The following is a 13,191-nucleotide window of genomic DNA, read 5'->3' on the forward strand; positions in this document are numbered from 1 at the left end:
AGCATTCATTTGAAGTCAGGTCAAACCCCATTAAAACCATGGATAAGTACCGACTATTTATTACATATTTCAGAATTAAACCGGAACCTGCATCAACATCTGAAATATAACATCAAGAGTAATAAAGAAGGAAAACTTTAGAGTTGGCAATTAAAGGCGGCCTCAATGCAATCGTGAGGTCTTAAAGATGCAACTAGCTGTATTAATTAGGAATAGAGTCTACAACATATAAACCGGTTTCAGGGTCACATATACCCTTCAATCCATTCATTCAGCTTTTGCATAAAGAGTTTCACTGATTCCAGCTCCCGGTCGCTTACGGAATCTACGAAATGGTAAAAATCCGCGTCCCTTTCCTGATGGTGAGCTGCGTGGGCCAGGCAGACCTGTTCACCTTTGGGAGTGGTTTTCAGCAGCTTACGGCTTTTGTTCTTGGGGTCGGTTGTTTGCCTGAGCAGGCCTTTTTTAAAAAGCTTTATGGTTACCTGGGAGGCGGCCCCACGGGTGATGTTCGTCTCTTTGGCAAGCTCAGAGACAAAAGAGACCTTTTTCTGCCAGATAAATTCCAGGGCATGCACCTCTGCCGGATAAAGCCTGACCCCGGCGAACACATAGGGTTCCTTGCCGACCCTTTCATATTTGGCTAAAAATGAGGCCAGGGAATTTTGAGTCTTTTGTTGCAGTTCAAAATTTGCCATAGAGCCCTATATACAAATTTATTTTTCATCTTTCAATTGCGAACTGCTCCAGCGATGCAATTCCGCCTTATTTAGAAATTCACCTTCAGAGACTTGCTTCATTAAAAAACACATAAGCCGCATAACCATGCGGCTTTTGAAATCCAAAGCCTTGAAAAGCAGATTCCCTTTAAAAAAAGCTAAACTTTGGGGATTAATTACGAACAGGAGATCTTTCAAAGGCTCCAGGTAGTAAGAAAGAGAATGGCTCTTCTCCATCATACCCATTTTGGAGAGCGGTTTTAGCGGTTCCTTTAATTGCGGGTCAACATAAAGGTCATAAGGCAACACTTCTTCACTTTGGGCCAATCTGAGGCAGATAAAGAAAACCATCACCTCAAGCCCGGCCAAGGGCTCTTTATTTTTTTGCATAAACTCGGTGATCTCTTCAGGGCATTTGCCGTAGTACAAGGGGCTTGCGATGATCACCCTTTGAAATTCAGTCAGGCTTTTTACTTCAGAAGCAGGTAGGCAAACACAGCACTCCCCGTCCTGGCGCAGGTGATCTGTAATAATCCGGGCTGCTGTTTCAGTGGTCCCTGTCTTTCCGGCAAAGCAGAGAAGGGTTTTCCTTTGCATGGAGCTTCCTTTCTTATATTTAGAAAATTCGGGCCCGATTTCCCCTGAATCCGTCTGATAATTGGTGCATCAGACCGATCCGATGCACCGGACTGTTTGAACGCCTTAAATCATTTAACCGTAAAAGTCTGGGTTGCCCCATAGTTGGCCGAAGTGACCTTGCCGAAAAGATCCTTGAGCGGGCCGTCTTTGGTCACATTTTCATTATGAAAAACATTAACCAGCCACTGCCCCGCGCTCTGCACCCTGAACCCGGCCTTTCCTCCCTTAAGATAAGAGAACAAGGCAAAGCCGTCGGGCAGGCCAAAGCCTGAACTGTAGGCGGTTATGTATTCAATGCTTTTAGGTCCGTAAGAAGGGGGCTTGCCATGGAACCTGGCATCAAACAGAACCATATCCCCCACCCTTACCTTGGAAAGATCCGTCAAAGGCGTAATCTCCAGGCCGTGGCCCACAGGTTTGGGTTGGCTCCATTTTCCAACTGTGAGATTAGACTTGGCAAAGGGCTGGTGTTGGACTGAAAATAAAACTTTTTTACGATCCGTTACCTGGTTCTGCGGTTTAAGGGCCAGGCGCGTGCGCCCTTTTTTGTCAACATAACTTGTATAAAAGGTCTTTTTCGATGCAGCCTCTATCAGGTAGTTCCCTTTTTGTGTCTCTTTCTTAAGAGCCGCTTTCTGGCAGGCTACATCTGCGTTAAACAGGTCAAAATCCGCGGTGGAGATAAAGGGCTTGGCTAATTCCGGCTTGGGCTTATACAAATGCGTCTTGTTGCCGTCCGGATTAACCAGGTTGAATTCCTCAACAACAACCCTGGCATAGGTGCTGTTCGGCATATCATCAAGAGGCAATGCGTGCCCCCATCCCAAAGCCACAGTGGTATGGCCTGGTGCATGGGCAAAAGATTCAAATGAATTCACCCAAAGAGAATGGGCGTCTGCCTGGGCGGCGAACAAAAGCACAACCAAGGTTGCCTTTAACAGATTTTTCACTTTTTCCTCCTTGTCTTTTGCAAGGCGCGGGGAGAGTCCAAACCAACAGATCAGGTTTCAGGAGCTCCCCGCAGCTTGAGATCAAAGTTAAGAACTAAAGATCAGAAGCGATACCTCAAGGCGAGGCCAACGGTGCGGGGCAGACCATCCTGAACCAGCTCTCCCATGAACTCGACTTTGCTGACCAGGTATCTTTCGTCAAATAGGTTATTGGCCCACAGGATGATGTCATAATCCTCCTGTTCATAACCAAACCTCAGATTGAAGGTCGCATAGCCTTCGATCTCTTTCAGGTTCTCGGAGTCGTAGTAGTAATCGCCGGTGCCCAAAAGATCGACCCGCATGAAAATGCCGTTTTGCAGGCGGTATTGAGCGCCCACATGAAAGGTGTATTTTGGGGCGTTGGGCAGGTATTTACCGTCATAATCAAAGGAACCGCCGTCCGGACGCTTGGCAACCCAATTGCCGAACTTGCCCTCGGTGTAGCCAAAACCGGCAAAAACATTGAATCCGGGTAAAGGCTTGGCAGCCAATTCCAGCTCAAAGCCATTTGAGGCGGCCTCAGCCGCGTTGAGCACCCGCCTTTTGGTCACGGGCTGACCCACAGGCCATTCCACAACCTGCTTGTCCTTCTATATCAAGATTAAAGACAGAGGCGCTTACCGTGAGCCTGTTGTCCCAGAAGTTGGTTTTCAGCCCCGCCTCATAACTTTGGGTGTGCTCGGGTTTGTAATAAAGATCATCGGCACTGGCGGCAAAGTTGAAATCATAACCGCCGGATAAAAAGCCCTTGGCAAAGGAGGCATAAGCCATGATGTTTTCAGTCAGATCATAGGCGGCCGATACCTTGGGCAAGAATTCGCTGTTGGTGTCATTTGTTTTGTAGTGCTGTCTTAAGGCGTAAAAGTTGGTCTGACCCGCCTCCATATCCTGATGTTCATAACGAAGCCCCAGGGTAAGGTGCAGCCTTTCATAGAGGGTGTAGGTTCCCTGACCAAACACAGCCAGAGTTTCGCCTTCCGTATCAGTATCACGCATGGCAAACAAGGCCGGGATATGCGCCTTTACAGAGGTCTCGTCCCTGGCCCCGTAAACTCCGGCAACCCAGGATAATTTTTGGGCTTCTTTGGGGGAGGAAAATATGAATTCCCGGGTCCAGGAAGTAATGTCGAAATCCCAGTCCTGATACTGCAGGAGGAATGGGCCGTAATCAGCGTCATGTTTAAACTGAGTGTCAAAGGCGCTTCTGGTGGTGATGGAGAGCAGATTAAAGGCCCGGACTGTGTATCCGGCCTTGATCACCTGCTTGTTGTTGTCTTCTTTCCAGGTGTTGCCCAGATTCCAACTAAGTTCATAGGGATCACTCTTGCCCATGCCGTTGTCATATCTCAAATAACCGTAGCCGTCTCTATTCTCACCAAAGTCGGTTGAAAAAGATATTTCCCAGAGCTCTGAAGGCTTGTAGCGAAGATTCAGGCGGCCGATTTTACGGTCTATCTTGGCTACTTCCTCATCTCCGTCGTAAATATTTTTCATGAAGCCGTCGGAGCCCTTGCCTTGAAAGGCAAGCCCCACAAAAAGCTTGTCTTCCAAAATAGGGCCGCTGACACTGCCGCCCAACCTGTATATGGGAACACTTGAATGCGGCGCATCATAATAACCAAAGTCTCCGTAGACTTTTGCCCTCAGATCATTACCCGGCTGTCTGGTTATGATGTTGATGGCGCCTGACTCGGTATTCTTACCGTAAAGCGTACCCTGAGGTCCTCTCAAAACCTCGATACGCTCTATATCAATTAAGTCCTGGTTCTGCATTCTGTTCAAGGGGTAGCTGATGTCATTGACAAAAAGCCCTGCGGCTGGAGTCAAGGCCACGTTGTGAGTGGAAATACCCCTGATGACGATTGAGCAATTATCCACAGCCGGGGTGGTGAAAACATTGGGGGTGTAGGTGACAAGCTCTTTCATATCGGTAATCCCGGCGTCTTCAATCTGCACACCGGAGAAAGCATCCATGCTTATGGGAATGTCTTTCGATTTTTCTACCTTTTTTTGAGCGGTGACCGCAACCGGGTCCAACTGATGATCCGTCAGGTCTTTTTCTTGGGCCCGGGCAGGAGCCGCGTAAAAAGCCAGGCTGAACAACAGCCCGGCCAAAGCGGCGTTACGGCATCTAAACCGGATCATATTGCATTTCTTTCCATTTGCACCCATAGGGAATACAAAATCCAGGTTCAACCTGGCCAATGAAGCAGCCAAGGACCGAACACATTCAGGCTGAGGTCTTTAATTTGCACTCTTTCTGGGCAAAAAAACCAACAGACTTTCCGCAGGAAAAAACAGCCCCCACCCCCGCGGTTCGAGTAGACAGTCTCCGAGTACATCACCAGGCCTGTTTGGCTTTTAAGCCGCAGATCCCTTACTTTGCCTTAAAAGGGGTTATCCCCCTTGAAATAAAAACAAAACCAGTGAATTAGCATAACAATCAAAAATCACATAAATAATGCTTCGTGACCTTTTGAATGTGCATAGCTGCTATACACTATACATAAAATTTGTGCAACCTAAATTATTTTTATACCTTTATCTAATTAAGGGTCACTTTCATAAGCAAAAAAGAAGGCGGATATATTTATCTTGAAGGCGACAGTCGGCCCGGCCGGATTTGAAACAGAGGCTTTTACTGGAGTGTTTTTGCTTTCAGGCAGCTTTCAGGTGGTATGGGCTTCCTAATAAAAAGTCTTGGCATGGCAAAAGCGGACTTTTGCCATGCCGTTCCAGCACACAAAGGTGTAAAAATCCAGGTAACCTATTAAAAGAACAAAACCGGTTCTTTTCTTTCTTTGCAATTATTAAACAATTTAACTGCAATATCCTTGAGGGGAGACGGTTTCATCACCCTGGCCCCTTCAGGGCAGATCTTGATACAGGCGCAACAGCGAATGCATTTTTCCTGGACAACATCAGAACTTTCCTCCGGGTTGATGGCCCCGGTGGGACAGGCTTCAGCGCAAAGGCCGCATTGGGTGCATTCATCGCTTACGATCATAAAGTCAGCGGAGATCGGAGGCGAAAACTCTTTATAGGGGTATTTGCCGGAAACAGTAAGCTCGGGAATTTCATCAATAGATTCAAATGATTTCAGCTTATCGGCCAGTTTCCGGCCAAACTCCTCGGCCAGGCTCAAATCAGCCTCATCCGGCCGCCCCACTGCCACAGGCGTGTCCTCGCTGGAAAAAGAATGTTCTCCAATAAAGGCAGCACCGGCCAAGGGTACAGCGCCCTTTTGCTTCATAATATCCTTCAGCTCAAGCAAGGCGTCGTCATAATCACGGTTGCCGTAAACCACCACACAGACCACGGGCGTGTTATCGGCTTTAAAGGCATCCAGCCAGGCACTTAAAACCACAGGCACTCTGCCCGCATAGACCGGCACAGCCATTACCAGCAACTCGTCTGCGCTTGTGCTAAAGGGCTTTTCCCGCACCTCGGGCCTGGTGATATCCACCATCTCAACCGTAGTTTCACCGATTCCCTTGGCAATGGCCTTGGCAATGGCCTTTGTGGTGCCGGTGGGAGAAAAACAAGCCAGCTTTACAACTTCAATATTCATGAGACTTCTCCTGATTGGGAGCATTATTCGGGGCGACCTAATTTTTAGCATTAATAGTATTACCCCTGATCGGAATTCAATACCATGCAGATTTCCTTCAAAGAAAGACCCCTAAAAACCTTTGGTCATCTTTCACTGTAGCGCTTGACAATACAGTTTAGATACTATACTCTTCAATCATGAATCAAATAAACCAAAAATTAAACTCTATAGTCTCACTAGTCAATCAACTGGATGCCAGGCCCAAAACATTCGGAACAGATGTGAAGCTAACCGGCACAGACATACATCTAATCGAATTAATTGGCGATAATACAAATGCTGGAGTTACGGGCATAGCCAAATTGGCAGGCGTCACCAAGGGAGCGGTATCCCAAAAACTTAAGCAGCTTGAGAAAAAAGGCATAATTGCAAAAGCTGAAGACCCGGAAAACCTGTCACGCTCATTGGTCTCGCTGACCTCAAAAGGCAAGGTAGCCTATTTTGCCCATAAGCATTGGCATGAGACGATGGATGGCGGTTTTAATCGATATTACAACACGTTAACTAAAGAAAAAACCGAAACAATCGAAGAATTCCTAGGCAAGTTGGAAAAGTTACTGGCCGGTTTGCTGGCGGTTGAGAAGTAATTTTTTTATTTATAGAGTTTAGATACTAAACACTACAACAAGCCGGATCCGGAATTAAGCGGCACTTTTAACAGTCATGCCCTTCACTATTGAATCAGGAAGGGCGGCGGCCTCTGGCCGAATAAAGTTCGGCGTTTTTTTCGCTAATACTGTTTAGATACTAAACATCACAAAACAGGAAACTCTGAAATGAGGTCCAAGAACCATATGCAAAACCAAGGCGCTCACAAGATCAGGACTTATTGCGCGCAATGCTATAACAATTGCCCAGTGGTGGCTGTATGCCAAAACGGTGAATTCCAAAAGGTGCTTCCGGATAAAGACCATCCTTTTTTCCGGCCGCTTTGCCCAAAGGGCCATGCAGGGCCGGAAATGGTTTCAAGCAGCCAGCGGATTTTACACCCGCTTAAGCGGACCAGGCCTAAAGGCTCAAACGATCCGGGATGGGTGCGCATTTCCTGGCAAGAGGCTCTGCAAACCATTTCCCAAAAAATGAAGGAGATCAAAGAGCAAAGCGGTCCCGAGGCCTTTGCCTTTTCCCAAACCAATGTCTCTTCGCCCATCTGGGAGATCACTTCCTTTGTACGGCGGTTGGCAAACCTCTTCGGCACACCGAACCACATGACCACCACCCACATATGCAATTGGCATCGGGACAACGGCTCGGCCCTAACTTTTGGCAAGCCGGGTGATGACTTTGCCGCCGGGTGGCCGGATTTCAAGAACACAAAATCCATCCTGATCTGGGGGCATAACCCTAAAAACACCTTTAATGTCTTTAACCGGCAAATCAACCAGGCCCGCAAAAACAAAGCCAAACTCATAGTGGTCGATCCCAGGCGAACAGAGATAGCTAAAAAGGCCGACCTCTGGCTCCAGGTGAAACCCGGGGCAGACGGAGCCCTGGCCCTGGGCATGATTCACCTCATGCTGAATAAAGGGCTTTACGATGAAAAATTTGTCAGAAACTGGACCAACGCACCGCTTCTGGTGAGGTGCGACACTGGTGATCTCTTGAGTTCTTCCCAGGTTGAATCAGGCAGTGACGCACATGACTCGTATTATGGGATCAATACCACGACCCAAATGCCGATTTCCTTGAAACCCGGTTCAGCAAAAGACAAGGAGTTTATCCTGGAAGGCAAAACAACTGTTTTGCTCGCAGACGGGCAAACAGTTGCCGTAAAAACCGTATTCAAGCTGCTTAAGGAGGCAGTAGCCTCCTATTCCCCGGAGTATACGGAACAGGTCACTGGAATTCCGGCCAAGATGCTTGACCAGGCAGTGCGCATGATCACCGAAAACAGCCCTGCCTGCTGGTATTCCTTTAACGGAGTGGAGCAAAACTTAAACGCCACCCAAACCAACCGGGGCATCTGCACCTTTTATGCGCTCACAGGAGACTACGACAAAAAAGGCGGCAATGTGCTGAGTTCGCCGGTCCCGCCCCTGGCCTTCCCCTTTGGCTTTGAATTCATCACCCCACAGATGTTTGGCAAAAACCTGGCCCTTAAAAAACATCCCCTGGGCCCGGCCGGAACCATAATGGCGGTTCCACCCTATCTCATATGCCGGGCAATTGAAAAAGGAGATCCTTATAAAATAAGAGGCCTCATGGTTTTCGGGGCCAACACGGTCTCAGCCAACCCCCACAGCAAAATCACCGCCAATGCCCTGGCCAAGCTGGAATTCCATGTGCAGGTCGAGCACTTTCTCAGCCCAACCGCCCAGCTCGCCGATATTGTCTTGCCTGCGGCCAGCTTTTGGGAAAGCGGCCGCATAGGCTACACCATGAACTTTTCCGGCAACCAGTGGAGTCTCCAATGGCGGGAGCCTGTGGCTGATCCCCGGGGTGAAAGCAAAGATGAGCTGTGGATCATCTTTCAACTGGCTGAGCGACTTGGTTTTACAGAACAATTTTGGGGCGGAGATATTGAGGCTGCCTTTGAGTCCATGCTCGAGCCCACCGGCATTCGGCTGGACGAATTGCGCCGGGCAGATGGAGGCGTCTTCCTGAAAAGGCCTTTGGCATACCAAAAATACTTGGAAAACGGATTCAAAAATCTAACCGGACGAGTGGAGTTATTCTCCCAGCACCTGAAAAATATACATCAATCCCCCCTGCCTGAATGGAACGACCCCCAGGTTATTTTCAGGCAAGCCGGAATAGCGCAGGACAACTATCCATTTTTGCTGATCAATGCCAAGCTGCGTGAGTATTGCCAATCCCAGCATCGGGGGCTGCCCTCTTTAAGAAAAAGAAAGCCTCACCCCTACGTGGAAATCAATAAGGCAAAGGCCCTGTCCCAGGGAATAGCAGACGGAGACAGCGTAACGCTTGAGACAGTGAACGGACGCATCACCACAACCGCCAAACTCACAGAAGATGTTGCCCCTAATGTGGTATGCACCCAACATGGCTGGTGGCAGTCCTGCCCGGAGCTTGGGCTGCCCGGTCATGACATCTATTCAGCCAAGGGGGCTAATGTAAACCTTTTGTATAAATCAGATTATCTTGACCCCATAAGCGGGTCTATCCATATGCGGGGATTCCCCTGCAACATCACCAAAAACTAACAACTTTGCTTAATGGAATTTTCCGGCTTTAAAGCAAAATCATCCGAAAAGGAAACCAAATGGGCAATAAAAAACAAAAGATCTGCTCTTGGAGGAAAAAAGACATTCAGAACAACCTGCAGCTTTTTATTGATATTGTGCAAAACCCCACTCACGTCTGCATGAAATGCGGCCGGGTGGCCAACTCAGCGGACAGGCTCTGCAAGGCGGAGGAAATAGTCAGAAGAGGGAGGCAAGCGGCATGATTCCAATTATTTTTCTAAGTTGAGGCCCATAAGCGTAAAAGGTGAGCCGCTTTGGACCAAAAGCGGCTCACCTGATCTATTTTAAATAGGCCCGCCCAACCAAAACCCTTAAAAATTTAAATAACCGGGCCTTGCATGTATATATCCATTGACTTTGAGTAGCCGGTTATCTCTGCCTTGGTGAGCCTGCCTGAGGCTGCCTCTGCCATTTCCCCAAACAACCGCTCACCGGCCGCAGGCAAACTTTCGGAACCGTCTATTACGCCGCTGACGTTCACATCCATGTGGTCTCGCATTTTACGCCAGGTGTTGGGGTTGCCGGTGATCTTAACCACCGGTACAAAGGGGAATCCCTGGGGAGCGCCTAAACCGGTGGCAAAACCGATCAGGGTACACCCGGCCGCTGCCAGTCCGGTTAGAATCTCAGGCTCCCTTCCGGGGGAATCCATAACCACCAGCCCCTTTTCCCTGGGAGCCTCGCCGTATTCATACACAGCCTGAATAACGGAGCTTCCCGACTTGGCAATGGCGCCAAGGGATTTTTCTTCTATACTGCTCAGCCCTCCTGCAATATTGCCCTTGGTGGGCTGGCCACCCCTCATGTCCACTCCCATGGACATGGCCCGATTCTCCATGCGTTCAACTAATTGAAAAATCTGATCGGCTACTTTTTTATCCTTGGCGCGCCGGGCCAGGATATGTTCAGCCCCCATGAATTCAGTGACTTCACCCAATATGGAAGTGCCGCCTTGGGTCACCAACATATCAGAGGCAATGCCCAGAGCGGGGTTCGCCGCCAGGCCCTGGGTGGTGTCTGAGCTGCCGCACTTCAAGCCCAGGACAATTTCACTCATCGGGCAAGGGGTGCGCTTGAGCGCCGAGGCTTTACGAACCATCTCCTGGGTAATCAAAGAGCCCTGGGCCACAGACCGGGCGGCTCCGCCGATATCCTGGATCACTATCGTCTCCACCTGCTTGCCGGTTTTGGCAATGGCCCGGGCGACTTTTTCCGCTGAGGATGATTCACACCCCAGGCTTACCAGTAAGACACTTGCAATATTCGGGTTGGCTCCCAACCCGGCCAAGGTGCTGTTTACCCGGTCAATATCCACGGAAGTCTGAGCGCAACCCTGGCCGTGCATAAAATAGGCGCAGCCCTTGACTTGGCGCGTAATCTCGGCGGTGACTTCATTGGCACAGGTAACCATCGAAAAAACACCCACATAATTACGGGTTCCCACTGCACCGTTTTCTCTTCTGTATCCTAAGAATTCCATATCAATCCCGCGCCTTCCCCAAATCGCCGCGCGCCCGCAGGCTCTCTAAATTTTGAACATGAGTATGGCTTCCGGTTTTTATATCCCGGGTCGCCCGGCCAATGACCTCGCCGTATTTAACGATATCCTCGCCGGATGCAATATCCCGAGTCGCGAACTTATGACCATAGGGGATATCCTCCAAAATCAGGGTCTCGCTAAAACCTTCTCCATCCCTGTATTTGGCCGTATCCTGCTTATTAAGAGCGCGCAGGGCGGTCGCCACATTGTCTTCCTGCTTGATTTTAATGGCGTCTATTTCCAATTCCATGGCTCCAGGTTGTCTCTCTTAAAATAATGCGGACTTCTGCAACTCCAAAATGGGCCGGGCCTTTTGGAGAGAGGTCTTCAAAAGTGCCCAAAAACTAACCATTGTTCCTTACCCTTGGCTGATACCCCTGAAAAGCTATTTTTTAAATACATGGCAATATAATTATCACCCTGAGCCTTTACCCGCTTATCACCTGACTGAACAGGGCTCAGCCATCTCTCTTCCTTGAAACCTTAAATCAAAAACAAGCGGTTTTCCCAAAAGAACAGCGCCTTTTTTGTCAGCTTCAGCCATAAAGACTTCAAAAAACAAGCGGCTAAATAGCCCCATGACCAATGGGCCGCGAGAAGAATTATTCTCAGATTATTGATTGATGCATCAAACGGCTGGCTCGAAATAGCTCACAAAAGTAAAAGGAGTTATCCGGAATATCCAACAAACATTAAGGAGGCCCCCTGATCTTTTAGATTTAAGACAACACGCCAGGCATTTGCGTTCAATCCACTGCCGGTGCTCATCATGTTGATGAGGGTGTTGTCCATGCTCTGTTGATACTGATCCTGGCCATAATTAGTCAAAATCTTGGCCAAAATGGCGTTCATATCCAGTTCGGTTTCGTCTTCAGCATCAGATGAATTCCCGAGAATTGTAGAAGCATTCCCGGCACTGTCAGCACCGGCGGGGCCTGGGCCGCCGCCCGGAGGCGGACCTTGAGCCTGCATGGCGGCGGAAAACTCTTCTTTAGTAAGGTTTTCCGCGCCTTCACTGTTAAGGCTGCCCCACATCTCAGAAGCCATTTCCTCGGTTACGTCATCCGGACGCGCAGCCGGAAATTCCTCTTCGGTTATGGTCCCGTCGCCGTCAGTGTCCATTTGGCTGAATTGTTCCTCAGCATCCGGAGGGGGCCCTCCCTGGCCGCCCTGTGGGCCGCCCATCATGGACGGCGGCCCCATGCTGCTCAACAGGCCGATGAGTTCGGATTCAGAGAGCAGCCCATCACCGTCGCTATCAGCTTCGGCAATCAGGCTCTCGTCCACGCCGATCTCGGAAACGCTTAAGTTCCCGTCCTCATCGGCATCCAGATCGGCAAGCATCCTGGAGGCCATCTGTTTGGCCCTCTCTTCATGCTCAGCCTGATCGGTGGACTTATTCTGAAGCGAGTAATCATAGTAGTAATTACCATCGCTCGTTATGCCACTTATACTCATGGCTCATTCCCTTCCTTGGTGTATTGCCATTCACGGTTGCACATTTGCTTTCATCCATCCATAGGCACCTCCTGCCGTGTTTTTAGGGGCACCCGGACAAGTTGCAAGCCACATGCCTCAAGTAGATTATTTTTTTGAAAGTATGTAGCTTATTTTTAAAGTTAGGTGGCCGGGGAATTGCCCATTCTAAAAAGAATGGGCAATTTTTCCCCCGACCGGACCAGTGGGGGAGGTACTGGTCATTAACTGAAAAGAAATCAGATAAGATAAGGAATTACCGGATCACCAAATGGCGGCCTGGGCTTCGTGATAGTCCAGGTTTGGGGCCACATCCAGGTACAGGACCGTCATGCTTTGGTTGGCGTGCCCCAGTTGCCTCTGCACGTAGCACAGGTCCCGGGTCTTGGCCAAAAGAAAGGCGGCATAAAAATGCCGGGCATTGCGCAGCGAAAAACGGCAGGAAAGGCCGGATTCCTCCACTGCGCGGCGAAAACTGATGGATAAGGCTGAGGAGCTGTAAGGGCGGCATTTCCGTCCGGGGAGCAAAAGATCATCCGGGGCGGAATACTCCCCCCAGGCAGTGGATCTTAATTGCAGGTATTCCTTTATATGAGCAGCCAAACCGGCGCCCAGGTTCACCTGATGATGCCGCAGGCCTTCGGACCGCCTGACCCAAAGCAGGTCATCTTCGCCAAATTCATCCAGATCCCCTGTCCTTGCCAAGGCAATCTCACTTGCCCTGAGCCCGGCCCCGCAAGCCAGATGCACCAAAAGATAGCGATTTATCCAGGTTTTTCTGCCGCTGATCAAGTCAGAGGCAGCCTTTTTACGGCAAAAACGGAGCAGGGCCTCAACTTCCTCCGGCTGAGGAAGCTTATCGTTGGTGATCTGATAAATCTGCTCGGTCAAACCCTGCTCCGTATCGCCTAACACCTATAGTTGTCGAGTGACTATATGGCACTCAGTATATGCGAACCTTGAGTCAAAAGGTTTTAGTGCCGGTTAATAAAATGTAAAATATTTG

At 49.3% G+C, this 13,191-nt stretch carries 13 protein-coding genes; 3 read left to right on the forward strand and 10 right to left on the reverse strand.

The genetic code is table 11. The features are described from left to right. Positions 1-245 precede the first annotated feature (245 nt). From X474_RS09180 to X474_RS09210, 6 genes are all read right to left on the reverse strand, one after another. Positions 246-698, reverse strand: coding sequence for a MarR family winged helix-turn-helix transcriptional regulator (locus X474_RS09180; RefSeq protein WP_052515042.1), 453 nt, complete (start codon positions 696-698; stop codon positions 246-248). Positions 699-716: 18 nt separating this feature from the next. After that, positions 717-1,316, reverse strand: a complete 600-nt coding sequence (locus X474_RS09185) for a flavodoxin domain-containing protein (protein ID WP_044348292.1) — start codon at positions 1,314-1,316, stop codon at positions 717-719. Positions 1,317-1,426: 110 nt separating this feature from the next. Further along, entirely contained in the window at positions 1,427-2,308 is an 882-nt protein-coding gene (locus tag X474_RS09190; RefSeq protein WP_044348293.1) for a DUF4198 domain-containing protein, read from the reverse strand. Positions 2,309-2,409: 101 nt separating this feature from the next. After that, the gene (locus X474_RS27045) at positions 2,410-2,901 is read right to left on the reverse strand and encodes a TonB-dependent receptor domain-containing protein (protein WP_044348294.1); all 492 of its coding nucleotides are present in this window, start codon (positions 2,899-2,901) and stop codon (positions 2,410-2,412) included. Further along, positions 2,870-4,495: a TonB-dependent receptor gene (locus X474_RS09200; protein ID WP_044348296.1), complete on the reverse strand. Its 1,626-nt coding sequence runs from the start codon at positions 4,493-4,495 to the stop codon at positions 2,870-2,872. Before X474_RS09200 ends, X474_RS27045 begins: the two co-directional genes overlap by 32 nt. Before the next feature lie 625 nt (positions 4,496-5,120). Further along, the gene (locus X474_RS09210) at positions 5,121-5,921 is read right to left on the reverse strand and encodes an EFR1 family ferrodoxin (protein ID WP_044348300.1); all 801 of its coding nucleotides are present in this window, start codon (positions 5,919-5,921) and stop codon (positions 5,121-5,123) included. Positions 5,922-6,184: 263 nt separating this feature from the next. On the opposite strand from X474_RS09210, the gene X474_RS25570 reads away from it, so the two are divergent. From X474_RS25570 to X474_RS09225, 3 genes are all read left to right on the forward strand, one after another. Then, a complete protein-coding gene (locus X474_RS25570) occupies positions 6,185-6,550 on the forward strand; it encodes a MarR family winged helix-turn-helix transcriptional regulator (protein ID WP_052515043.1) in 366 nt (121 codons plus the stop codon). Positions 6,551-6,739: 189 nt separating this feature from the next. Beyond that, complete coding sequence (locus X474_RS09220; RefSeq protein ID WP_044348304.1) at positions 6,740-9,127, forward strand: molybdopterin-containing oxidoreductase family protein; 2,388 nt, start codon at positions 6,740-6,742, stop codon at positions 9,125-9,127. A gap of 59 nt (positions 9,128-9,186) precedes the next feature. Further along, complete coding sequence (locus X474_RS09225) at positions 9,187-9,372, forward strand: hypothetical protein (protein WP_044348306.1); 186 nt, start codon at positions 9,187-9,189, stop codon at positions 9,370-9,372. Positions 9,373-9,488: 116 nt separating this feature from the next. Here X474_RS09225 and X474_RS09230 read toward each other — a convergent pair whose 3' ends face one another. The 4 genes from X474_RS09230 to X474_RS09245 all read right to left on the reverse strand — a co-directional run bounded on the left by X474_RS09230 (position 9,489) and on the right by X474_RS09245 (position 13,076). After that, entirely contained in the window at positions 9,489-10,649 is a 1,161-nt protein-coding gene (locus tag X474_RS09230; RefSeq protein WP_044348307.1) for a UxaA family hydrolase, read from the reverse strand. Position 10,650: 1 nt separating this feature from the next. Continuing rightward, entirely contained in the window at positions 10,651-10,959 is a 309-nt protein-coding gene (locus X474_RS09235) for a UxaA family hydrolase (RefSeq protein ID WP_082464258.1), read from the reverse strand. A gap of 419 nt (positions 10,960-11,378) precedes the next feature. Then, a complete protein-coding gene (locus X474_RS09240; RefSeq protein WP_044348309.1) occupies positions 11,379-12,167 on the reverse strand; it encodes an EF-hand domain-containing protein in 789 nt (262 codons plus the stop codon). Positions 12,168-12,449: 282 nt separating this feature from the next. Then, on the reverse strand, positions 12,450-13,076 hold the full coding sequence (locus X474_RS09245) for a tyrosine-type recombinase/integrase (RefSeq protein ID WP_044348311.1): 627 nt from the start codon (positions 13,074-13,076) through the stop codon (positions 12,450-12,452). Positions 13,077-13,191: the final 115 nt, after the last annotated feature.

It is taken from the genome of Dethiosulfatarculus sandiegensis (assembly GCF_000931935.2).
Classification (GTDB): domain Bacteria; phylum Desulfobacterota; class Desulfarculia; order Desulfarculales; family Desulfarculaceae; genus Dethiosulfatarculus; species Dethiosulfatarculus sandiegensis.

Bases quoted from the DNA above. Each gene is read 5' to 3' on its own strand.
- X474_RS09185 (WP_044348292.1), bottom strand. From the start codon at position 1,316: ATGCAAAGGAAAACCCTTCTCTGCTTTGCCGGAAAGACAGGGACCACT.
- X474_RS09230 (WP_044348307.1), bottom strand. From the start codon at position 10,649: ATGGAATTCTTAGGATACAGAAGAGAAAACGGTGCAGTGGGAACCCGT.
- X474_RS09235 (WP_082464258.1), bottom strand. From the start codon at position 10,959: ATGGAATTGGAAATAGACGCCATTAAAATCAAGCAGGAAGACAATGTG.
- X474_RS09240 (WP_044348309.1), bottom strand. From the start codon at position 12,167: ATGAGTATAAGTGGCATAACGAGCGATGGTAATTACTACTATGATTAC.
- X474_RS09220 (WP_044348304.1), top strand. From the start codon at position 6,740: ATGAGGTCCAAGAACCATATGCAAAACCAAGGCGCTCACAAGATCAGG.
- X474_RS09180 (WP_052515042.1), bottom strand. From the start codon at position 698: ATGGCAAATTTTGAACTGCAACAAAAGACTCAAAATTCCCTGGCCTCA.
- X474_RS09200 (WP_044348296.1), bottom strand. From the start codon at position 4,495: ATGATCCGGTTTAGATGCCGTAACGCCGCTTTGGCCGGGCTGTTGTTC.
- X474_RS09225 (WP_044348306.1), top strand. From the start codon at position 9,187: ATGGGCAATAAAAAACAAAAGATCTGCTCTTGGAGGAAAAAAGACATT.
- X474_RS09210 (WP_044348300.1), bottom strand. From the start codon at position 5,921: ATGAATATTGAAGTTGTAAAGCTGGCTTGTTTTTCTCCCACCGGCACC.